We start from the raw sequence: 20,616 nt of genomic DNA on the forward strand, positions 1-20,616 counted from the left end.
CGCAGCCGGTCGCGAACGGCGAAAAATCCCCTCCGGTCAAAAGATGTAACGACCGTGAGGGGATTTGTTCGTTTCTTTCCAAGTTATTTGATTGTCAGGTAAAGCATTTTGGCCAATTCCGAACGCGTGACATTCGCTTTCGGCTCAAACCGGTTGTCGCCTCTTCCTTCGACGATTCCGGCCGCTTTGGCCCGTTTCACATGCTCCCTGGCCCATTCGGAAATTTCGCCGCGATCCGCAAAATCCGCCGTATCGGCGCCGGGCCAAGCTTTGTTCCGGTAATCGGCCAGCCTCATCAGCACCGTCACCGCTTCTTCCCGCGTCAGCGAATCTTCCGGCCGGAATCGGCCGTTATATCCTTCCGCCAAACCGATTTCAGCGGCTTTGGAGACGAATCCCGCGTAATACTTGTCTTTGCTCACGTCGCTGAAGACCTCCGCATACTCCGGCTCCGTGAATCCCAGCGAGCGGACGGCCATCGTGATCAAATCCGCTCTCGTGATGGGCCGGTCGGGGGCAAAATGTTCCTCGTCCACGCCATTGACAATATGCTTGGCCGCCAGCTTGCTCACGTAAGTCTCGGCCCAGTGCCCCTTCAGATCCGCGAAATCCTTATGCATCTCCAGCACGGCGTAATAAGAGAAATGATCCGTTGTGAACGTGACTTTGCCGCCGCCGAACTCTCCGCCGACGTATTGGGCGTTCTGGCCGTCGACATAATAGACTCCCGCGTAATCCGGTTGAATCGAATTCAGCTTCTGATGCGGCAGCGTCCATTCGACGGTAATCGGACCGTCGAACTGATGCACGGATGTTCGTACGTTTTCTCCGATCGCATCCAGTTCCAGCGAGAGAATCGTTCCGGTGGATGCGAGATCCGGATATTGCCGAAGGGAACGGCTCTCGACGCTTGCCGCTTCGGCGGACGGCACGGAATTTACGCGGAACTGGACATGAACCGCATTCAGCGCTTCCGAGGCGATCGAGCTTCCCGGGATGATAATGGAAACGTCGTGCGTTTCGAGCCTGAGGTTCATGCCGGCTTGCTTGATCTTGCGCAGACTGTCCGCATCAAAGGCCACCTGGGCTTGAGGACGGCTGTCAGGCGTCGCGAGCCGGATGCGTATCGTATTTCCGTTTCCTTGGGCGAGCGCTTCGTCGATCGACGCTTTGCCGACTTCGAAGGTGCCGTCCGGTTTTTGCACGGGTGTAACCGTGATGCCCCCGTCTTGCTGCGGCTCGCCCGTTCGGGAATGATGCCCGTATAACCGGAATCGGACGTCTTGACCATGCTCACCGTTTTATACGCGGCATCCGACGGCAGCTTGTAAAAGACCGTCGCCGTTACGCTCTCGTTCGCGTACGTAGAATCCGTCACGGTGCTTTCCGGGTCCTTGATATCGGCGGTGATGACCAGATCGTTCGCGGCATTGCCGCTTGTCACCGGCGTATGTACCACAACCGGCGGGAGATTGGCCGGCATGTCCGGCAGGATGACCGGACTGGAAGGCACCTGACCGGAAGTTACGCTTCCGGGCGTAGGCGCAGCGAGAATCTGCAGTATCGCCTCGTCGATTCCCGAATCGGCCAGCTTGTACTGCACGCCTTGATCTTCGGCGGTATCTCCGGACAGATAGGAGGCTCTGGCGATCTCGACGCCTTGTTTGTTTTTGATAATGACTCCGCGATCGCCGCCGTTCGCAAACCCCTGAAAGCCGCTTACGTTCACGACTTGCGATTCCGTCAGAGAAACGCCGTAATAATCGTTAAATTCTTGCAAGGACCGGTTTTTATTGTTGTACCAAAAGACGAGAGTTTGCTGAGGCTGCAGCGTAACCGGGCTGAATTCAAACGTCAGGTTGCTGCCCGGCGTTTTCGTATACCCATCAATAAACGTATAATCGCTCAAATTCAATTCCTATCTCCGTCACAAACAGCTCCGGCGCCGCCTGCGGGTCCGCCGCGGCCGCATGCCCCGCTCCCGCCGGCAAAACCGCGCTGAGCATCAAGCCGAATGCCATGCAGCCGGAAATCCATTTTTTCACCCACAATCGTTTCAACGTCTTCCACTCCCTATGTGATGTAAGATAAACTCCATAAAACGGAAAACTTGTTACCTCATTTCTCAGATGTAGGGGACCACCCCGCTTCAGACGTCCGGCAAATATATGAAAGTTCAATACGTCTGACTTTAGTCCATGATTGTCAAGGCCGAGTCAAACCCGCATTAACGTTTTGTGGAGAATAAAGAAAAGAGACCGGAATCTCTTGATTCACGGTCTCTCGATTGATCTTTTCCTATTACGATATCCGATGCCATTGAAATTACAGCACGGCATCGGCCTGGCGCAGCTTCTCCTGCAGCAGAGGGACGTCCACTTGCGCCGGATCGACCCCCTGCGCGCAGGCGAGCGCCGCCGCAGTGCCGGCAGCTTGGCCGGTTGCCATGCAACTCGGCGTCAGGCGGGTAGTCGCCAGTGCTTCGTGGGAGGTGGAGATGCAACGGCCGGCTGCGAGCAAATTCGTGATCCCCCGGGCCACCAGGCACCGGTACGGTATGTCGTAAGCGCCGTCCCCCTCGATCCAGGCGGCGGTAACTCCTCTGCCCGACGGATCGTGAATATCGATCGGGTAGCCGCTGCGGGCAATGACGTCATCGAACCGGCGGCCCGCGACGACATCCTCCATCGTCAGCGCGTACAGTCCGGCGATACGCCTTGTCTCGCGTACGCCAATCTGCGCCCCCACGCAGGAAATCGACGCCTTCTCGAAGCCGGGCACGCCGTTTCGCAGAAACTCGGCCATCATCAGCACCTGTTTGCGCCCCTCTTCCTCGGCAAGCGTCAAATCTTCCACATCAGTGCCGTCTAGGCCTTGCACCCGCGTGCAATTGACCAATACCTCGTCTTCGGCCGGGCCGGTGAAAAACAGAACCTGGTCGCGGTTGATCGGCAATTCCGCAGCTCTCCACTGCGAATAAAATCCTTGCACCCCGGTTAACGGAAGCGAAGGCAACTCGGCAAACGGCGTCTTCCGGTAAAATTCCTCCGGATGTTCCAACATGTACTGTTTCACTTTGGCCAAGTCTACGCCGCGCATGCGGAATTTCATCGTCATCGGTTGGGTGCGCCGGTCCCCGTCTCTCCCCTGAAGCGTCGGAGCCCCGGCCAAATAAGCGACGTCGGCGTCTCCCGACGTATCGACAAACGCTGTCCCGCGCACTTCGATACGCCCGGACTTGCCGGTCACCTCGACGGAACGGATTCGATCTCCTTCCACGTTAACCGCATCCACGAAACTGTGCAGCAGCAGCTTCACTTCCGCTTCCTTCAGCATGTCCATCGCCAATACTTTATAGATTTCCGGGTCGTACGGGGTCACCGTGCGCACGAATCCGACGGTATCGCGCAGATGGCCGGGCGAACCCCCCCGTTCCATCAGGCGATCGACGATTTCTTGGGCGATGCCTTTGATCACTTGTTCCCCGCGTTCGGTATGGAACGTCATCCACGGATAAACCAGCGATGCCGTTGACATTCCGCCCAAAAATCCGTACCTTTCGATTAATACCGTACGGCATCCCAGACGGCCTGCCGCAATCGCGGCATTGATGCCTGCCGGCCCCCCGCCGACCACCACCACGTCCGCTTCCATGTTGCGTTTCATCGAATGTTATCCTCCTCCGGATGGACCGCGCTTTACTCCTTGATGCCGGTCATGGCCATCCCTTCGATAAACTGGCGCTGCGCCAGGAAAAACACGATCAACAACGGCAGCGTCGCCATAACGGAAGCACTCATAAGATGATGCCAAGCCGTGCCCGCTTCGTCGGTGAACAAGGATAACGCGAGCGGCAGCGTCATCAGCTTACGGTCGTTGATGAAAATAAGAGGGTCGAAAAAGTCGTTCCAACTGGTCAAAAAAGTGAAAACGGTCAGCGTCGCCGCAGCCGGCTTGGCCAGAGGCAACATCATGCTCCAGTAAATTCTGAACCGCGAACATCCGTCGATCATCGCCGCTTCTTCTAGCTCTTTCGGCGTCCCAAGGAAAAATTGCCGCATCACAAACACTCCGAATACGCCTCCGGCGCCGAAAATCGGGAGTACGATCAACGGCCAATGCGTATTGATCCAGCCGATCTCGCGCATGAACAGAAACATCGGAATCGCCGTCGCTTCCGTCGGAATCATCATGGTGCTGAGCAACAGCAGAAAAACGGCGCTGCTCCCGACAAACGGGATGCGGGCGAACGCATAACCGGCCAGAGAGGCGAAGAACACCGTACCCACGGTAACGGCCGCGGCGATATACAGGCTGTTCCAATAAAACAGTTGGAACGGTATCGTCGTCAGCACTTCCGTGTAATTGGCCCATCGCACCGGCGACGGGATCAATTCCGGCGGGAACACGAAGATTTTGGCGGGTTCCTTGAGCGACGTCGAAATCATCCACAGAAACGGCATCAGCATAACGGCGGACACGACCGTCAGCGTGAAGTAATGCAAAACCGCAACGGGCCGCGGGGACAACCGGAACGAACGCCCGGCCGGGCCGACGCCCCCGGCGTTAGCGAACATGCTAGCTTTCATAGAACACCCACCTTTTCCTCAGATGCCATTGCGCCAGCGTAAACAACAGGATCAAGAAAAACAGAATAAAGGCCAACGCCGAAGCGTATCCAAATTCAAACAGTTTAAATGCTTTTTCCCATATATAATAGACGAGCACCTTCGTGCTGTTGCCAGGGCCGCCCTGGGTCATGACGTAGATTTGCCCGAATACCTTCATGGAGCCGATTACGGTCATCACCGCAGTCAGAAAGATCGTTGGCGTAATCATCGGGACCGTCACGGAGAAAAACATTCTGGGCCGCCCGGCCCCGTCGATGCGCGCCGATTCGTAAAGATGGGACGGTACCTGCTGCAAGGCGGTGATAAACAGCACCATGTTAAGACCGACGTTTTTCAGCACGCTGGTTACGATGACCGCCGGCATCGCCAACTTCGGATGATACAACCACGCGGGGCCCTGTATCCCGAGCAGTTGCAGAATCTGATTGATAAATCCGGAATCCGTGGCAAACATGTACTTCCAGACGATCGACCAGACAATCAGCGACGTAACGACCGGCACGAAAATCGCGGTGCGGAACACGCCCATACCCGGCTTGTTTTTCGCCAGCAGCAGGGCAAGCCCCAGCGCAAGCGCGATGTTCAGAGGAACCAGCCCGGCTGCAAAATAAAAGGTGTTCCCCAATACGTTCCAGAACGCCGGATCGGCCAAAAGCGACCGGTAGTTGTCCAACCCGACGAACTTCGCTTCGCCGAGCAGCGGCCAATCAGTAAAACTCATATAAAAGGCCATTACCATCGGAGCGATCAGCAGCACGGCAAATCCGAGCACCATGGGGCTTACGAACAACCAGCCGGCGATGTTCGCCTCGCGAGACATCGGGCTTCTTCTTCGGCGTTTGGGGGAAGCTTCCGGCGCAGGAACGGAAGTTTTGACGCCGGAATCGACGTCCTTAATCGCCAAACCGGAGTCCGCACGGGTTGCCGCCGCGGCGTTAACGCGCGCCATCGGTCTTCCCTCCCAGCCGGTCGATCGCTTCCCGGAACCGGGAAACCGCTCGCCGGATGCCATCTTCTCCGGTTCCCGTTACAACGGCGCCGATCAGGATCACCCTCGCTCCGCAGTCCGCCAGCGATGGCACGTCTTCCGGTTCCAGACGCCGCTGCGACGGAACGATCAACGGTAGTTCGGAGACGTTGGCCAATGTCCGGTATTTGAGCAAATCGGCAAAGGAAAGAGGCGTCCCGTATTCGCCGCCCGGCACGACCGACGCCTCCACAGCCTCCATGCCGAGCGGTCGGGCGGCATTAGCCAGGCGAATGTCGAAGGCGGCGTCAACGGCGAACGTGCGCGCCAACCGGCTGTCCCTGACCAGAAACGCAGGCATATGGTGGCCGTAAATCGAGTAAAAATCAATACCGATCTCCGCGAGACGGTCGATCTCCTCAGGTTTCACATCGGTGAGCGAACCGCCGGGAACGATGCCGAACGGCCCGTCGAACAGGGAACGAATTTCCCGGATCGCGGTTTCGCCATGTTCCAACGGACCAAACGCCCGGCCGCTGGCGCGGTGATCGACGTTGATATGCGCTTTTAGTCCGTCCGCCCCTTCGGCAAGCGCCGCCTTGGCGAGCGCCGGGTCATTGGCCGGCAGGCTGACGAACAATTGGAGCGGTTTGGTTTGCAGAGATGCGCGAAAGCGGTTCATAACGATCCCTCCTGACAAAGCAACGGCTCGTTGCCGAACCGTCACCTGCCGCTTCTGGTTATTTTTGCAACAATGGATTCACTTTCGCTTCCAACGTCTTCATAATTTGTTCCGGAGTGGCCAGTTGGCCGAACAATTGATCGAAGCCCGCCAGAATTTCGGTGTCGATTTTTTGCCACTGCACATGTCCCGGCTGCAGCCGCGCCTTCGGCATCTCGTCGATCACCGCTTGCTTGATGAATTCCGGCGCGGGATTGCCCGGCTGCTTCAGGAACGAATCGGAATTAAGCACGGTCTTGCGCGGCGGCACGAAGAAGGTGGACGTCGCCTGAATGCCTTGCTGTCCGGCAAGAAACTTGAGCAGTTCCCTCGCCTCTTTGGGATGCTTCGTTTCCTTGAATATCACATACCCCGCCTGTCCCAACATCGGTACGGAACCTTGAGGGCCCGACGGCATCGGGGCGATATTCCATTTGAAATCCGTAATCGTCCGCGCCTTGGAAACGTAACTGTAGACATCGAAAAACATTCCGATTTTGCCCGATTCGAAGCTGACTTGCTCACCTGCTTTCGGATGCGACTGATCGGCAAACATCATGCGCTGCAGCATTTCAATCGTCGCGATTCCGTACGGGTCGTTCCATGTGAACTTGGTCATCTCTTTATCGAACGGGCCGCTGCCATACGACCAGGAATACGACGAGAGGAGAATCCAGGTCTTCCAATCGCGGAAGAAGTTGGCCCCATACACTTTATTTGCTCCCGAACCGCTGGAGATCGTCTTCGCCGCTTTCTCGAATTCTTCCCATGTCCACTTGCCCTCTTTGGCCAGTTCGTTCGGCGACCGCAAACCCGCTTTTTCGAACAAATCTTGATTGTAGAACATAACGCTGGGCGGTGTGGAAAACGGCAGACCGTACAGTTTCCCGTCTTTGCGGAACAAATCGAGCGTCGACGGAATGAAATCGTCCATTTGGAATGCCGCGTCTCCCCCTACGTCGGATACGTCCGCCAAGATGCCGTTTGCCATAAACTGCGGAATCATCCGCTCCGCCGCCCAGGCGATGTCAGGCAATTCCTTGCCCGCCGCCAGCACGGAAACCTTTTGCTGGTAATCCGGATACGGCACCGATTCGAGCGTAACGGTAATGTTCGGATGAGACTGTTTGAATTGATCCAGAAGCGACTTGTACAGATCCAGATGAGCCTGGTTTCCCCAGGTCATGAGTTTCAATTCCACGTTTTCATTGGCGACGCCGGACGGACTGCTTGAACCCGATTCCGTTGCCGTGCCCCCGCACGCTGCGGCCAGCGCGCCAGAGAAAGAACGATCCCTGCGGTCAACGGTTGGCGAAGCCGATTTGTTAGCGCTTTCCCGGATGCGGCTGTCCGTGTTTCTTTCATCCGTAACCCCTCCTGCAAGATGATTTGTGTGATGATTTCCCGACAAGTCCAGTATAAGAGGGAGACGGACGGTTCAAAAATGTCCGGGCATTTAGGTTTGGTACGATATTTTTAGAACTTGTGCTTCGAATCGGCGCGCTCCCGGTATTCGCTTGGCGTGCATCCGACTTGTTGCTTGAACACCAGCATAAAATGTTTCGGGCTTTGATACCCCGACAGGCGGGCCACGTCGTACACTCTCAGTTCCGTATGGCCCAGCAAATATTTCGCCCGCTCCATGCGGACAGCCGCAATATAATCGGATACGTTCATATTCGTCTCCGCTTTAAAAAGCTGACTCAAATACGCGGGATTGACGTGAGCGAGATCGGCGAGCACTCGCAGCCGCAAATCGCCTTCGGGATGCGCATGGATATACTGTTGCACTTTGCGGATCAGACGGCGGGTTACGCCGCTTCCAGGCGAGTCCCCGCTATCCGGCTTTGCGGCCGTGTCCGGTCCCGCAACATAAGGCTGGGCTTTCTGCCGTTCCACCACGGTTTGGATTTTCTGCAAGGCTGTCGCCAGATCGACGCGGTCGATCGGTTTAAGCAGGTAGTCGGTTACCCCGTAACGCATCGCCTGCTGCGCGTACGAAAAATCACCGTATCCGCTAATCACGGCTATCGGTATGTCGGCATACCGTTCCCTGATTTTGCCGATCAACTGCAAACCGTCCATTTCGCGCATGCGAATATCCGTCAGCACCGCATCGGGTAATTCACGATCCAAATAATCGAGCGCTTCCCGTCCGTGAGCCGCCTCTCCGGCCACCACAAACTCTTTGCTCACTTGAGCGACCAGACTGCGGATGCCGCGCCGGATTACGTCCTCGTCTTCAACCAACAACAGATGGTACATGTTCACGTCCCCTCCGCTCGATCGGCAGTGTAATCGTGAAGACAGCCCCTCTCCCGGGGCTTCCGTCGATATCGAGGCCGTACGGTTCTCCGTACATCAGCCGGATGCGCTGAGCGATATTACGCAGCGCAAGTCCGCCCCGTCCGTCGCCTTCAGGCTGAGGAACCTCCAGAGAGCGGCGCAAATTCCCGATTTCCTGTTCGTTTAAGCCCCGCCCGTCATCGCTAACGGTCAAGATCAATTGATCTTCGAAACGGACGCCGGATATCCAGACCGTCCCGCCGCTCTCGCGGTCGCCGATGCCGTGTTGAATCGCATTTTCGACCAAAGGCTGAAACAACAGCTTCGGGACCCAAACATTGCTCAAACCTTCCTCCACGTCGAAAATGACCCGCAGCCGATCACCGTAACGCAATTGTTGGATTTTTACGTACGATTGCACCGATGTCAATTCCTCTTCCAACCTTACGAGCCTGTCGTAGCGATCGACCGTGTACCGCAACAGCTTTCCGAGCGCCGTGACCATATCGGAAACATCGTGGTTTTGCCGCTCGATCGCCAGCATGTTGATCGATTCCAAGGTGTTATAGATAAAATGCGGATGAATTCGACTTTGCAACGCCGCCAGTTCCGCTTCTTTCTCTCTCAGTCCGAGCAAATACACCTCGTTGACCAGCCGGTTGATTTCCTCCATCATCCGGTTAAAGCCCCGGCCTAACTGACCGATTTCATCCTGCGATTCGACAGGGACGCTCTCCGAGAAATGTCCCTGCTCCACCCGCAGCATCGTTTTCTTCAACCGAACCAGCGGACGGCTTAATTTGTGGGAGAAATACAAAGCCATCACATACGCCAGAGCCAGACAGATCACAGCAATCCAGACCGTAAAATCACGCAAGTTCTTCGTCTCCTCCAGCAACACGTCCAACGGGATAAAACGAACCACTTTCAGACCCGAATAAGCGGAGGCGTCTATCACCCGCAGATATCGCTGGCCGCCGATTTCCACTCGGCGCACATCATTGCCGTCCGGCAAGTCGGACGAAGCTTCCAACCACATTTTGTCGGGTACTCCGGCATCCGCAGTCATTTCGAAAAAGAGTTCGTTGTCGGCGTTAACCACGAACAGACTGCCCTCGTTTTCGAATTTCAGGTTCGCCAATATGCGTTCGAACACGCTGCGTTTCAAATCGATCTTAATCAGGCCGATCCGTTCGTTCGTCAGCGGCTCCCGGAGAAGCCGGGCGACCGAAAAATAATCCTGTCCGTCTCCGTCCATGTAATAAGAAGGACGGTGCGCGGGTATCGCCACCCAGCCGCCGTCGCCTTCCCGGACGCGCTCGAACCAACTTTCTCTCGTGTAATCGACGTAAAACCGGATGACGTTAGGATCAACATTGGAGAAAACATAGCCGTTGTTGGCGATGATCTGAATGCCGCGCACTTCCGGCCTGTTGTAAGCGGAACCGGAAATGTACAACGACATTTTTTCCATCTCCTCGGTCGTCGGCCTTAACGTCCGCGATTGCGGGCGCGAATACTGGAGCAAAATATCCAACACCTTCTGGTCGTACAGCGGCATCAATGAAAGCCTTTGCATCTCCATCAGCGTGCGATCCACATTCAAATTGATCTGATCGACGATCTGTACAGCGTAGTCGGCTGCCCGCCTCTCGACTGAATCGGAATAATCGTAATAAGTGATACTGCCTTGCAGACCGAGAGGCAAAGCGATCAGCACGAAAAAAATCAGCGAGATTTTCGTGCGCAAGCTGAGCCTCCGCATCCGATCGCGGGCCAATCCGATAAACCATTTCCGGTTCACCACTCACTCGCTCCTCGTGAACAACCGTCCGTTTTGTCCGAATCTTATTCTGAATATTATTAAGATACTCTTATTTCTGTCAGTTGCCAATAAAAAGACGCCGCAAGAGTGCGGCGTTAAAGGTTTATCGCTGCTGAGGCTGCTTTTCATCGAGCTCGTCAATCCATACGTTTTCAGCTATAATTCTCATTTCGGAAAGCGGGCAGTCGAATAAAACACGCAGTTCAAAACCAGCTTATGTAGCATAAACTTCCTGATAAAGCCACCATGCTCCCTCAAAATTTTCATACCTGCATTTCCTTATACCACATTTATTTTCCCCTTTATAATCCGAAGTTTACAATACCAGGTTTAGGATTCGATCGAATTTCTCCTGATTTTGTTCCAAACCGGTCTTTTCGCACAATACCCCGTGAAGCCTTCTGATTTCCGGAATCATGCTATATAAGGTTTTCATAATCTCCTCTTGATCCCGGCCGCACATCCAACTGCTCAACAACGATAATTGCCAGGGCTCCAATTGAGAGCGGGCTCCTTCAATCTTGGACCAATCCCAAGCCGCATTGGAATGTCGGTCCGACTCCATATTCCATCCGTTCACAATAAACGAGCGCAAATAGTTGATACTGGTCAGTGCATAATAATACTCCTCCCTCAACACTCTCCGGTACACTTCATGAATATAGGCGAAAACCTTTCCTCTCCACTGTTCGGCTTCTTCTTTGGAAACTTGATAGGTCAATTTCTCTGACGAATTTAAAAGGTCTTGTAATCTTCCGGAAGGATCGAACACGATTTTGATGCCTTTAAGCCATATGGAAGGTTGAAGACGCAAAAACGTATAGATAAACAGATCCACCTTTATGAAATTGGCATAATGCGCAATCGTATAGGATGCGAGCGGATTCATCTCTTCAAAAAATAAAACCTCATCGAATTCGGACGCCAGTCGTTGTTTATTGCGGACATATTCATCAAACTGATCCTCGGAGACAACGATACGCAAATCGATATCCGAAAATAAATCTTCATTATCGCAGGCAATCGAACCCCCGAGAAAAATGCCTTCAATGGCTTTATGTAATTTAAGTTTGGCGATAATCCGCGCAAGCAAATCTCTCCTGACTTGCGGCAATTTCTCGTCTCTTAAAACATGCCTGGATTGATAGGTCATCATTTGGACCTCCTTCATGGATTTTTCCCATCTCGTTTAGATACGAAATCAGTTCTAATCACGATTATACGATGAACCGTCCGTTTTCTAAAATGTAGCAACGGGGAGGAGAACGCAACTTTTCCAAAGGTTGGGATCGTACAATATAATTGCTGGGAACTTCCATTTATAGGATGAGCACCTGGAGCAGATAACGAACGGCCCTTGAAAGGCGGTGGCGGTATTGAAGTGGAAAGTCGCAATCGCTGGTGCATGGGCTTACCATCATCGCAGCGAGGCTGTGTATGACCGTATTATTCATCAGGAAGGTTACACGGTATCGTTAATCAAGGAGCAAATTTCAACGGAATTTTTTCTGATACCGGAATGGATACCGGAGAGGAACGGCGAAGAGAAGCAGTTGAATCGGGTTATTGACGACAAGTTTGGCACCAGGATTATATTTGAGAAAGTAGGAAAGCGAGAACGCGATTTCTTTATTCAGCTTAATGCCATATCGTACCCGAATCGGAAATCGGGGCAATTTTAAATGACATCCTTCATCACTCCTGACGGTTCATTTACGACATCCGGGCATCTCGATCGATGGGTTGTCACGGATCCTGCCGGGCAGGACATTCTTCATCGCAATTTCGGCACGGGTGACGGACCGGGGAATATATCTCTGATTTTTATTGATGATTCATACCGGGATAAGTTCGAGCGAGGCGCTCATGTTCGTTTTACGGGCTACTACTTGTACGGGTATCGGCAATTGGCCGGCGGGCTTCGGTCATACTAGCTTTCAATTTTATTTCTTGGATTGTTGCCCCTTCTTGTGGTATTGTACCGGCGTCGCTCTGTCCAGGAGGATTGGCTAGATTGGAAACTCATCGGTTATTTGTTGCTTGGCGTTTTTACCCTCTCGATTAATGCGGTGAAGCTTCCGACCAAAGCAAACCTTTTTTCCGGGAGCAAGGCGTCTATACGTCCAAGAATCGCTTCCAGCATATCCTCTGTGGTCTTTATTGAATCATGGATGCCGCTTCTCCCGTGCGCCGGGATGTCGATGTAGATACGCTGCCAACCGGCCTGATGTACGAAGACCGGTTCCATCCATGCCTTCATCGAGCGATGATCGGCTCCTAAAGCGTGCAGGACAACGAGAGAGAATCCCTCTCCGACGATTTCACAGTGTACCGTTATTTTTTTGCATCTCTTTCCATGAGAACCGCGGTTCGTCCCCCCTGCATAGGTTTTTAGGCTGTTATTAATGATTATACTCTCGCCGGCTCGTTGCGTCTGCCTCGGCGGGACGCACGACAAAGAAAAAAGAACTAGGCTAGAAGTGGATGAGAAAATACAATCAACTTGGAAAGTTTGGATTGCTGGATCAACGTGGACGACGCAAGGAATATCTGGATCAGGATCGGTATGTCGCGAAGCTAAAGCGGGATAATGAAAGGCTAAAAAAGTGTTTGGAAAATATGCCACCATTGAAGCTGATTCCGTTTCATATCGGATTTGAAAAGCATAAGGACGTGACCGGACTGATCGTTCACAGCGATCAAGGCTACCAGTACACGTCCCACGCCTACCCCGACATGCTGCTGAAGGTTGGCGCCCGAATCAGCATGTCGAATTGCCTGTACAGCAACCACCCTGCCATGACAACCCATGCGATGGTTACAAAATAGTTCACGAGAGCGAACAACTACCTGCTTTTAATTAATAATTCCACCGCCTCTTGCACGAGTTTGCTCGTATCGTTGCCGGCTTCTTTTTCTTCCAGAATGCACTGCTCCAGATTCACCGCAACGATATAGGCAATCGCCTTGTCCACCGCACTGCGCACGGCCGAGAGTTGGCTGACCACATCCTTGCAGTTTTTCTGTTCCTCCATCATCTTCAGCACGCCGCGCACTTGTCCTTCCACCCGGCGCAATCTTCTTTTTACATCGTCATCGTAGTTCATCTTCATCGTTCTCCCCCATTTGCGTATACGCGTATAGGCATATTATAACCTAAACCCGAGGGGGAAACGGGGTTTAAATAAATAAGTTTACTTTCGCCTCCGCGGCATCCCCCAAATAGGCTGCAACGCCGGCATAATCGATCCCGTCTATCAATTCTTCTTTCCGCAATCCGAGCAAATCCATCGTCATCGTGCACGCCACCAGCTTGACTCCTTGCTCTTGAGCAAGTTCAATCAACTGAGGCAAGCTTAACGCATTATGCTTCTTCATCACATGCTTGATGATTTTCGGGCCGATTCCCGCCATATTCATTCTGGAGAGGCCCAATTTATTGGCGCCGCGAGGCATCCTTTTACCGAACATGTTCTCAAGAAACCCTTTTTTGACGGGAACGGGCGAGTCTTTTCGCAGCGTATTCAATCCCCAGAAGGTAAAAAATATCGTCACTTCGTGATCGTAAGCGGCCGCGCCGTTCGCGATGATAAAGGCAGCGATCGCTTTGTCCAAATCTCCGCTAAACAGTACGATCGTGGTTTTTTCTTTTTGGCTCATGAACATTTACCCTTTCTTCACGATAAACGTAAACACGCCGTTTCCTTCTTTGGCTTCGAGCAATTCATGGTTGGTTTGCTTGATCCACGCCTGAAAATCCTTCATGGAGCCTTTGTCGGTGGTTAGCCATTCCATAATTTGACCGGATTGAAGCGTATCCATCGCTTTTTTGGCTTTGACGATCGGCATCGGACAAGCAAGACCTTTTGCATCCACTACAATATCAACCATAAGTTTCAATCTCCTTCCTTTGATTAACCGTGATGGTGTACCGCGCAGCGGTTCGGGCCAATCTCCAACTCGATCGCTTTTTCCGCATCGACCTGCAGTTCGCCCCGGTTGATCGCCACAATCTCTTCGAAATTCGGCGGTTTTTCCGTGGAGACCGCGCTAGCCACATGCTCCCTGAAAGAATCTTGATTATCGTTCCGCATGATTTCGTTATTCTCGCGAATTTCGCCCAGCGCCGCTCCGACAATGCCGTTGTCGCCGATTTCGTTGATGTCGGCATAGTGGGCGGGCAGAACCAGACAATCGTCCGGAATCCCGTTCAGCTTGTTAAACACGGTATCGTACAGATCGAGCGCCCATTCTTGAGCTTTCCCGCCGAGATCGGGCCTTCCCAAACCGCCGACAAAAATCGTATCCCCAGACATGAGGAATCGGTTGCCGATCAAAAAGGAAGTTGATCCGGGTGTATGGCCCGGCGTGGGGATGGCCAACACCTCCACGTTGATTTCTCCGACGCGGATGCGGGGATGCCGCTCAAGCGGCTCGAATTTCAGGTTTGTCCCCTTCGCCTCTCCGGAAGAGATGTAGTACGTGGCGCCGGTTCGGTCGGCAAGCTGCGAACCCCCAGAAATATGATCCGCGTGAAGATGGGAATCGACTACGTGTTCGATCCGGAAACCGTGTTGCTCGGCGAGATCGAGATAGACGTCCACTTTCTGGCTCGGGTCGATTATCATTCCTTTTCCTTGCGAAATTACCGCGTAGGAGAGACAGCCTTTCGACAAGCGATTGATTTGAATGATCTTCAATTTGTCGTCCTCGTACACGGTGACTGGATGGTACAACTGGCTCCAGGCCAGCATGCCGCCTTCCAGCGAGCAAGCGTCGTATCCTCGCTCCGTCAACAGGTTCGCCACAAATTCGGAAGATCCGCCCTTGGCGCATACGACGACCGTAGGCGTATCGCCAGGAATTTGCGCGTACAATTGCTCCTCTTCTTCGAGGAAGAGGAAATACGGAATGTTGACGGATGTCACTTGTTTCCCTTCGATCTTCCAATCGCGATAGTCCGTTTCGTTCCTTATGTCGAGGATGGTTACGCCTTGGCCCGAATTAATCAAGCGGTGAAGTTCCTCTGCCGTAATCGACCGTACACTTGCCATTTAGGGTTCACCTCTCCATGTTTTATTTGTCGCTTTCCGTGACTCCCGGCCATTGCGACATGCCCGGCACCACATTTTTTACTCGGGCAAATCCGCGTTCGGCCAGAAGGTGGCAAGCCAAATCACTGCGGTTTCCCGTACGGCAAACAACCGCATATTCTTGAGCGGGATCAAGCTGGCTCAGCTTTTCCTCCAGTTGTCCCAACGGCACGGAGATGGCGCCGGGAATTCGTCCGAAGGCATATTCTGCCGGTTCGCGCACATCCAACACCACGATGCCGCTGCCGGAAGCCAGTTTTTCGTTTAATTCCTCGTTGCTCATGACGTGAGGAAATTTCATATCCGGTTTGCTCTCGCAGTCCGACGCTTTCCGCAGGAAGTGGTGGTAAACCCCATTTCCTTCCTTGATGCCGATATATTGGTGGCCGGTTCGTTTGGCCCAGCCCTGCAAATCCGCGACGGAGCCTTTGTCGGTGGCCCGAACTTCAAGCACTTCACCCGGTTGCATCTCGTCGATCGCTTTTTTTGTTTTTACGACCGGCATCGGGCATGCCAGCCCTTCGCACGCCAGAATGCGATTTGATTGAATATTAGTCGTCATCCGAATATCCTCCCAGGAGTTTCTGTTTATTTCCCGTATGCGATCTCTCCGGTCCACCGGGACATGCCGCCTTGCATATTGAAGACCTTATATCCCATGGACTCGAGAAATTCGCATGCCAAGCCGCTGCGGTTGCCGCTTCGGCAGATAACGATAGTTTCCTTGTGCGGATCGAGTTCCTTGTGTCTGAAGCCGAGAGCGCCCAGCGGGATATGCCTGGCGCCGGGTATATGGCCTGACTCCCACTCGTCTTGCTCGCGCACATCCAGCAGACTTAAAACCTCCCCCCGTTCGAGCCGCTTTTGCACGTCATGGGGAAGAATGTCTTTCGAATAGATGCCGGCCATTGTTCGTCACCCCTCGTTGCGCAATCGTGTCGTTACGTAAAAATGTCCATCCAAATCTTGATAACCGTCGCCGTAATCAAAGAGGCGAGAATCCATTGCAACACGTTCACCTTTATTTTCATGCCTGCCGCAGCCCCCAGAGAAGAACCGATGACGCTAGCGATAACCATCACCAGGGAAGGAATCAGCGGCAAGTGGCCTCCTATTACTTTCCCGACCGCCGTGCCAATCGAAGAAAGAAACGTAATCGCCAGCGATGAAGCGATGGCCACGCGGGTCGGAATCTTCAACACGACCAACAGGATCGGCACTGTAAGAAATGCGCCGGCCGCGCCCACGATGCCCGACAATAAACCGACGATGGCGGCGGTTGCCGCAACGGTTGCGTTGAAGCTTACATGGGAATAGTCCGCCTTGTCCGTTTCTTTTTTGGGAACGAACATCATAACGGCCGCAACAAGCGCCATGATGGCGTAGGTCAAGTTAATCGCAGAGTCGGGCAGAAACTTCGATCCGTACCCCCCGGCAAAACTGCCTGCGATCATGGGAATCCCCATCGCCAGCACTAGTTTCTTGTTGATGAAGCCGTCTCTGCGGTAAGCAAACATGCCGGCCAACGTTGCGAAAAACACTTGCACCGCGCTTACTGCGGATACCTCCTGTGCGGTAAACGCCGCATATCCGAGCAAAGGGGGAATATAGAGCAGCATGGGGTATTTGATAATGGAACCGCCAATGCCGACCATACCCGAAATCCAGGAGCCGATGAAGCCAATAACGAATAAAGTGACGATCCAACCCAAGTCGGTTTCCATAGTCCCCCCTTCCCCCTTTCATTTACATATACCTATAGGGGTATTTTTGAGATTAAAAAAATTTAGTTTGCGTATTGCATGGTGGCTGCTTTTAACGATTGAAGCGGTTGAAGCCCGACAAATGTCTGGACATCCCACCCGTTAACAAAAAGTTTTAATGTTGGAATGCTTTGGACTTGATACTTGAAGGAAGAAATCGGGTTCTCATCCACATTTTTTTGGCAATAAACCGCTTCTCCCTTCATTTCACTGGCCAGTTGGTCCAAAACTGGTGCAATCATTCGGCAAGGTTCGCACCATGAGCCCAGAAATCCGCCAAAACGATTTTGTTCGTTCGAATGATGCGTTCCATCGTACCGTCCGTTGCCTGTCTCGTTGCCATCCACGGTCCCTCCTTCGTTTATTTCCATATACTAATACCCCTATAGGTATAATAAACCGTATGTGTTAGACTGTCAAGGCCATATGAAAGACGAAAAAATAGGAGCCGTCTCTCCAGGTGCGTTGACCTCTCGAGACAGCTCCAACGAGACATTTGATGAGACAACCAGCAGCGGCTGGCTCGCCAACCCCATCAAGAGCAGCGGCTATACCCGCAAGTCGAACACGTTTTGCAGCCCTCCATATTCACGAGCGACGCCGAGCCGCAGGAAGGGCACAGATCCAAGGACGTCGCGTGCGCCGCATGGTTGTGATGCGGCTTCTCCGCGGCGGATGCGGCCGTGCCGGTTGGAGCAGCCGGCGCTGCGGTCGCCGCTTGCTCGGCGTGACCCGGGGCGGCGTTCAAAGCTTCCAGGTGCATCTCAAGCGCCTTCGCGACGGCGTCGCCGATCGACTCGATCCGGTTCGGTCCGAAGCCGGTCGCGCCGGAGCCGCCGATGCCTTTCAGGTGCTTGATCAGCAACTGCACCTTGTTGCCGTGGTCGCCGTAACGCAGGAACAGCGAACATACCCGGCCCAGCGCTTCCGACATCGCGAACACGTCGGAGCCGGCCTTGCCCACGTTCAGGAACAGCTCGATCGGCGTTCCGTTGCTGTCGTTGATCGTAATATAAGCGACGCCGAGCGGCGTGTTGAGCTTGTACGTCGCGCCGCGAAGCACCTGCGGACGGCTCCTGTACTGGCGGTCGAACACTTCGGCCGTCTTCGCGTCGACATTTACCGCCAGCTTGCCGGCCAGATCGTTCAGCGCGGATTGCTCGCCGCTACCGGAAGAGAAAGCCTGCGGCGCCGGCTGCTCAACCGTTTTGTCTTCCGCCTTGCCTTCGTCCTTCTTGACGCTGTCCGCGGTGCTGAGCACCTGCACGTCGCGGCTGCCGTCGCGGTAGATCGTCACGCCCTTGCATCCCAGTTCGAACGCAAGCTCGTACAGCTTCTTCGTTTCCTCCACGGTGAAGTCCGCCGGGCAGTTCGCCGTCTTGGAGATGGAGCTGTCCACCCAGCGCTGGATCGCCGCCTGCGTGCGGATATGATCTTCGGCGGACAGGTCCATCGCCGTCACGAAGTAATCCGGCAGCTCCTTGCCGGGGTTCCGGTCCTTCCACTCCTGCGCGATCGGCACGTACTGCTTGTCGAAGCCCAACCGGCTTTGGCGGTAATATTCGAATGCGAAATACGGCTCGATGCCGGTCGAGGTGCCAACCATCGTCCCCGTGCTGCCGGTCGGAGCCTGCGTGAGCACCGTAACGTTGCGCATGCCTTTCGTCCGAATCGCTTCCCCGACCTCCGGGAATGCCGCCGTCATGTTCCGCATGAAGCCGCTTTGCAGGAATTTGTCGCATTCGAATTTCGGGAAGGAGCCTTTTTCTTCCGCGATGTCGGCGGACGCCAGGTAAGCTTCCTTCGCGATGAATCCGTACAGCTTGTCGAGAAACTCCAGCGATTCCGGGCTGCCGTAACGGATGCCGAGGCGGATCATCAGCTCCGCCAGCCCCATCGACCCGAGGCCGACGCGGCGTTCGTTCATCTGGTTCAACCGGTTTTCCTCGAAGTGGTAAGGCGTCTTGTCGATCACGTTGTCGAGGAAGCGGACCGAATAACGGATCGTCCGGCCCAGTTCCTCCCACGCGACGTCGTGCTTGCTTGCGTCGTAGAACTTCGACAGGTTGATCGCCGACAGATTGCAGACGCCCCAAGCCGGGAGCCCTTGCTCGCCGCAAGGATTCGTGCAAATAATCGGATTGAAGTACCAACTGTTGGACATTTCGTTATAGTACTCCATGAACACGACGCCCGGCTCGGCAGATTTCCACGCCGATTCGATAATCGTATGCCAGACGTCGCGGGCCCTGACGGTCCGGTACAGCTTGACGGGCTTGCCGAGCTTGCGCCATGCGGCCAGGTCGCCGTTCCACACCTCGTTGTAGTCGGGGTCCTTCGTATCGGGGAACACCAGCTCCCAATCGCGGTCTTCCTTGACGGCTTTCATAAAGTCATTGCTGATGCATACGGATAAGTTCGCGTTCGTAATCAAGCCCATCGTCGACTTGACCGTAATAAAATCAAGCAGATCGGGATGCCAGTCGTTGATCATCAGCATAAGAGCGCCGCGGCGGCTGCCGCCCTGCTCGATCAGACCGGTCGTATAGCTGAACAATCCGCCCCACGACACCGCGCCGCTGGAGGAGCCGTTGACGCCGGCGACAACCGCACGCCGCGGACGCAGGCTGGACAGATTGATGCCGACACCGCCGCCGCGGGACATGATTTCCGTCATCTCCGTCAACGTCGCCATAATGCCGCCCCGGCTGTCCTTCGGCGACGGAATGACGTAGCAGTTGAACAGGGTCAGTTCGTCGCTCGCCCCCGCTCCGGCCGCTATGCGTCCTCCTGGCACGAGCTTCCAGTCGTCGAGCACGTAACGGAATTTCTCGGTCCATTCCTTCCGCTTCTCCGGCGTAGCCTCGACGGATGCGATCGCTTCGGCCAGTCGGTCCCACATCTGCTCCGGTGTCTGCTCGCGGGTAAGCGTCAGCTTCTCGACGGTCGATTCGACAACCTCCCCGCTGCGCAGCCGGACGGTAACGTTCCGCCCTTCGCGGGAGATGACTTCACCGACTTCCTTGGCCGGGAACTTCGGATCGTCCTTCGTCAGCACAAGCACCGTATCTCCGACCTTCGTCAGGTCCGGATCGGCTTCCTTCCGGGCATACCGGTCCAGAAATATCTTCTCGCTGAGTCCTTCCAATCGCTTCGCTTGAACGGTCTCCAAGGAAACTACCTCCTTCAACGTCTAAGAAATGGCTCTTCCGCCTATCCTCCGCCGATTCATCACAGCATATGTATCGCCCGGGCGCGTTTCCACGCGGATGACACAAGATATAGTGTGACCTGTCCATTATACAACACGATATGTTGTGTTTTCTAATG

General features: G+C 54.2%; 23 protein-coding genes. 2 read left to right on the forward strand and 21 right to left on the reverse strand.

What is annotated here, in order from left to right; translation table 11 throughout:
* Positions 1-83 precede the first annotated feature (83 nt).
* The 11 genes from FE781_RS18060 to FE781_RS02660 all read right to left on the reverse strand — a co-directional run bounded on the left by FE781_RS18060 (position 84) and on the right by FE781_RS02660 (position 11,586).
* The gene (locus FE781_RS18060) at positions 84-1,037 is read right to left on the reverse strand and encodes an S-layer homology domain-containing protein (protein ID WP_342774268.1); all 954 of its coding nucleotides are present in this window, start codon (positions 1,035-1,037) and stop codon (positions 84-86) included.
* The gene (locus FE781_RS17715) at positions 1,034-1,909 is read right to left on the reverse strand and encodes a hypothetical protein (protein WP_138788070.1); all 876 of its coding nucleotides are present in this window, start codon (positions 1,907-1,909) and stop codon (positions 1,034-1,036) included. Before FE781_RS17715 ends, FE781_RS18060 begins: the two co-directional genes overlap by 4 nt.
* Positions 1,887-2,060, reverse strand: coding sequence for a hypothetical protein (locus FE781_RS17370; RefSeq protein WP_170209398.1), 174 nt, complete (start codon positions 2,058-2,060; stop codon positions 1,887-1,889). Before FE781_RS17370 ends, FE781_RS17715 begins: the two co-directional genes overlap by 23 nt.
* 265 nt (positions 2,061-2,325) lie before the next feature.
* Positions 2,326-3,666, reverse strand: coding sequence for an FAD-dependent oxidoreductase (locus FE781_RS02620; RefSeq protein ID WP_138788071.1), 1,341 nt, complete (start codon positions 3,664-3,666; stop codon positions 2,326-2,328).
* Positions 3,667-3,698: 32 nt separating this feature from the next.
* Positions 3,699-4,589, reverse strand: coding sequence for a carbohydrate ABC transporter permease (locus FE781_RS02625; protein ID WP_246068002.1), 891 nt, complete (start codon positions 4,587-4,589; stop codon positions 3,699-3,701).
* Positions 4,579-5,451, reverse strand: coding sequence for a carbohydrate ABC transporter permease (locus FE781_RS02630; RefSeq protein ID WP_138788121.1), 873 nt, complete (start codon positions 5,449-5,451; stop codon positions 4,579-4,581). Before FE781_RS02630 ends, FE781_RS02625 begins: the two co-directional genes overlap by 11 nt.
* A gap of 115 nt (positions 5,452-5,566) precedes the next feature.
* Entirely contained in the window at positions 5,567-6,280 is a 714-nt protein-coding gene (locus FE781_RS02635; protein WP_138788072.1) for a hypothetical protein, read from the reverse strand.
* A 58-nt stretch (positions 6,281-6,338) separates the two neighbouring features.
* The gene (locus tag FE781_RS02640) at positions 6,339-7,505 is read right to left on the reverse strand and encodes an ABC transporter substrate-binding protein (protein ID WP_138788073.1); all 1,167 of its coding nucleotides are present in this window, start codon (positions 7,503-7,505) and stop codon (positions 6,339-6,341) included.
* A 290-nt stretch (positions 7,506-7,795) separates the two neighbouring features.
* On the reverse strand, positions 7,796-8,584 hold the full coding sequence (locus FE781_RS02645; RefSeq protein WP_138788074.1) for a response regulator transcription factor: 789 nt from the start codon (positions 8,582-8,584) through the stop codon (positions 7,796-7,798).
* Complete coding sequence (locus FE781_RS02650) at positions 8,562-10,409, reverse strand: cache domain-containing sensor histidine kinase (protein ID WP_246068003.1); 1,848 nt, start codon at positions 10,407-10,409, stop codon at positions 8,562-8,564. The genes FE781_RS02645 and FE781_RS02650 overlap by 23 nt, the downstream gene beginning before the upstream one ends.
* Before the next feature lie 337 nt (positions 10,410-10,746).
* Complete coding sequence (locus FE781_RS02660; RefSeq protein WP_170209399.1) at positions 10,747-11,586, reverse strand: nucleotidyltransferase domain-containing protein; 840 nt, start codon at positions 11,584-11,586, stop codon at positions 10,747-10,749.
* A 220-nt stretch (positions 11,587-11,806) separates the two neighbouring features.
* Here FE781_RS02660 and FE781_RS02665 point away from each other — a divergent pair, with 220 nt between their 5' ends.
* Positions 11,807-12,112, forward strand: a complete 306-nt coding sequence (locus tag FE781_RS02665; protein ID WP_138788076.1) for a hypothetical protein — start codon at positions 11,807-11,809, stop codon at positions 12,110-12,112.
* Between the two features lie 347 nt (positions 12,113-12,459).
* Here FE781_RS02665 and FE781_RS02670 read toward each other — a convergent pair whose 3' ends face one another.
* On the reverse strand, positions 12,460-12,690 hold the full coding sequence (locus FE781_RS02670) for an alpha/beta fold hydrolase (protein WP_138788077.1): 231 nt from the start codon (positions 12,688-12,690) through the stop codon (positions 12,460-12,462).
* A 359-nt stretch (positions 12,691-13,049) separates the two neighbouring features.
* Here FE781_RS02670 and FE781_RS17610 point away from each other — a divergent pair, with 359 nt between their 5' ends.
* Entirely contained in the window at positions 13,050-13,259 is a 210-nt protein-coding gene (locus FE781_RS17610; protein ID WP_211346284.1) for a hypothetical protein, read from the forward strand.
* Positions 13,260-13,276: 17 nt separating this feature from the next.
* Here FE781_RS17610 and FE781_RS02685 read toward each other — a convergent pair whose 3' ends face one another.
* From FE781_RS02685 to FE781_RS02725, 9 genes are all read right to left on the reverse strand, one after another.
* Positions 13,277-13,543 (reverse strand): metal-sensitive transcriptional regulator, encoded by a 267-nt coding sequence (locus FE781_RS02685; RefSeq protein ID WP_138788078.1) that lies wholly within the window; start codon positions 13,541-13,543, stop codon positions 13,277-13,279.
* A gap of 67 nt (positions 13,544-13,610) precedes the next feature.
* The gene (locus tag FE781_RS02690) at positions 13,611-14,090 is read right to left on the reverse strand and encodes a DsrE/DsrF/DrsH-like family protein (RefSeq protein WP_138788079.1); all 480 of its coding nucleotides are present in this window, start codon (positions 14,088-14,090) and stop codon (positions 13,611-13,613) included.
* 6 nt (positions 14,091-14,096) lie between these two features.
* Positions 14,097-14,321: a sulfurtransferase TusA family protein gene (locus FE781_RS02695; RefSeq protein ID WP_138788080.1), complete on the reverse strand. Its 225-nt coding sequence runs from the start codon at positions 14,319-14,321 to the stop codon at positions 14,097-14,099.
* A 23-nt stretch (positions 14,322-14,344) separates the two neighbouring features.
* The gene (locus FE781_RS02700) at positions 14,345-15,484 is read right to left on the reverse strand and encodes an MBL fold metallo-hydrolase (RefSeq protein ID WP_138788081.1); all 1,140 of its coding nucleotides are present in this window, start codon (positions 15,482-15,484) and stop codon (positions 14,345-14,347) included.
* Between the two features lie 22 nt (positions 15,485-15,506).
* The gene (locus tag FE781_RS02705) at positions 15,507-16,085 is read right to left on the reverse strand and encodes a sulfurtransferase TusA family protein (protein ID WP_138788082.1); all 579 of its coding nucleotides are present in this window, start codon (positions 16,083-16,085) and stop codon (positions 15,507-15,509) included.
* Positions 16,086-16,111: 26 nt separating this feature from the next.
* Positions 16,112-16,432 carry a rhodanese-like domain-containing protein gene (locus FE781_RS02710; protein WP_138788083.1) on the reverse strand — a complete coding sequence of 107 codons (321 nt, stop codon included), beginning with the start codon at positions 16,430-16,432 and terminating at the stop codon, positions 16,112-16,114.
* Positions 16,433-16,464: 32 nt separating this feature from the next.
* Positions 16,465-17,247 (reverse strand): sulfite exporter TauE/SafE family protein, encoded by a 783-nt coding sequence (locus tag FE781_RS02715; RefSeq protein WP_138788084.1) that lies wholly within the window; start codon positions 17,245-17,247, stop codon positions 16,465-16,467.
* 62 nt (positions 17,248-17,309) lie between these two features.
* The gene (locus tag FE781_RS02720; RefSeq protein WP_246068004.1) at positions 17,310-17,657 is read right to left on the reverse strand and encodes a thioredoxin domain-containing protein; all 348 of its coding nucleotides are present in this window, start codon (positions 17,655-17,657) and stop codon (positions 17,310-17,312) included.
* A 164-nt stretch (positions 17,658-17,821) separates the two neighbouring features.
* Positions 17,822-20,458, reverse strand: a complete 2,637-nt coding sequence (locus FE781_RS02725) for an adenosylcobalamin-dependent ribonucleoside-diphosphate reductase (RefSeq protein ID WP_138788085.1) — start codon at positions 20,456-20,458, stop codon at positions 17,822-17,824.
* Between the last annotated feature and the right edge of the window lie 158 nt (positions 20,459-20,616).

Source organism: Paenibacillus thermoaerophilus, assembly GCF_005938195.1.
In the GTDB taxonomy this organism is placed as follows: domain Bacteria; phylum Bacillota; class Bacilli; order Paenibacillales; family Reconciliibacillaceae; genus Paenibacillus_W; species Paenibacillus_W thermoaerophilus.

Coding starts and splice junctions, on each gene's coding strand:
- FE781_RS02630 (WP_138788121.1), bottom strand. CDS start 5,451: ATGTCTCGCGAGGCGAACATCGCCGGCTGGTTGTTCGTAAGCCCCATG.
- FE781_RS02695 (WP_138788080.1), bottom strand. CDS start 14,321: ATGGTTGATATTGTAGTGGATGCAAAAGGTCTTGCTTGTCCGATGCCG.
- FE781_RS02710 (WP_138788083.1), bottom strand. CDS start 16,432: ATGGCCGGCATCTATTCGAAAGACATTCTTCCCCATGACGTGCAAAAG.
- FE781_RS02670 (WP_138788077.1), bottom strand. CDS start 12,690: ATGAAGGCATGGATGGAACCGGTCTTCGTACATCAGGCCGGTTGGCAG.
- FE781_RS18060 (WP_342774268.1), bottom strand. CDS start 1,037: ATGAACCTCAGGCTCGAAACGCACGACGTTTCCATTATCATCCCGGGA.
- FE781_RS02640 (WP_138788073.1), bottom strand. CDS start 7,505: ATGACCTGGGGAAACCAGGCTCATCTGGATCTGTACAAGTCGCTTCTG.
- FE781_RS02690 (WP_138788079.1), bottom strand. CDS start 14,090: ATGAGCCAAAAAGAAAAAACCACGATCGTACTGTTTAGCGGAGATTTG.
- FE781_RS02720 (WP_246068004.1), bottom strand. CDS start 17,657: ATGGAAATAAACGAAGGAGGGACCGTGGATGGCAACGAGACAGGCAAC.
- FE781_RS02705 (WP_138788082.1), bottom strand. CDS start 16,085: ATGACGACTAATATTCAATCAAATCGCATTCTGGCGTGCGAAGGGCTG.
- FE781_RS02625 (WP_246068002.1), bottom strand. CDS start 4,589: ATGAAAGCTAGCATGTTCGCTAACGCCGGGGGCGTCGGCCCGGCCGGG.
- FE781_RS02660 (WP_170209399.1), bottom strand. CDS start 11,586: ATGATGACCTATCAATCCAGGCATGTTTTAAGAGACGAGAAATTGCCG.
- FE781_RS17610 (WP_211346284.1), top strand. CDS start 13,050: ATGCCACCATTGAAGCTGATTCCGTTTCATATCGGATTTGAAAAGCAT.
- FE781_RS02700 (WP_138788081.1), bottom strand. CDS start 15,484: ATGGCAAGTGTACGGTCGATTACGGCAGAGGAACTTCACCGCTTGATT.
- FE781_RS02685 (WP_138788078.1), bottom strand. CDS start 13,543: ATGAAGATGAACTACGATGACGATGTAAAAAGAAGATTGCGCCGGGTG.
- FE781_RS02715 (WP_138788084.1), bottom strand. CDS start 17,247: ATGGAAACCGACTTGGGTTGGATCGTCACTTTATTCGTTATTGGCTTC.
- FE781_RS02635 (WP_138788072.1), bottom strand. CDS start 6,280: ATGAACCGCTTTCGCGCATCTCTGCAAACCAAACCGCTCCAATTGTTC.
- FE781_RS02645 (WP_138788074.1), bottom strand. CDS start 8,584: ATGTACCATCTGTTGTTGGTTGAAGACGAGGACGTAATCCGGCGCGGC.
- FE781_RS02620 (WP_138788071.1), bottom strand. CDS start 3,666: ATGAAACGCAACATGGAAGCGGACGTGGTGGTGGTCGGCGGGGGGCCG.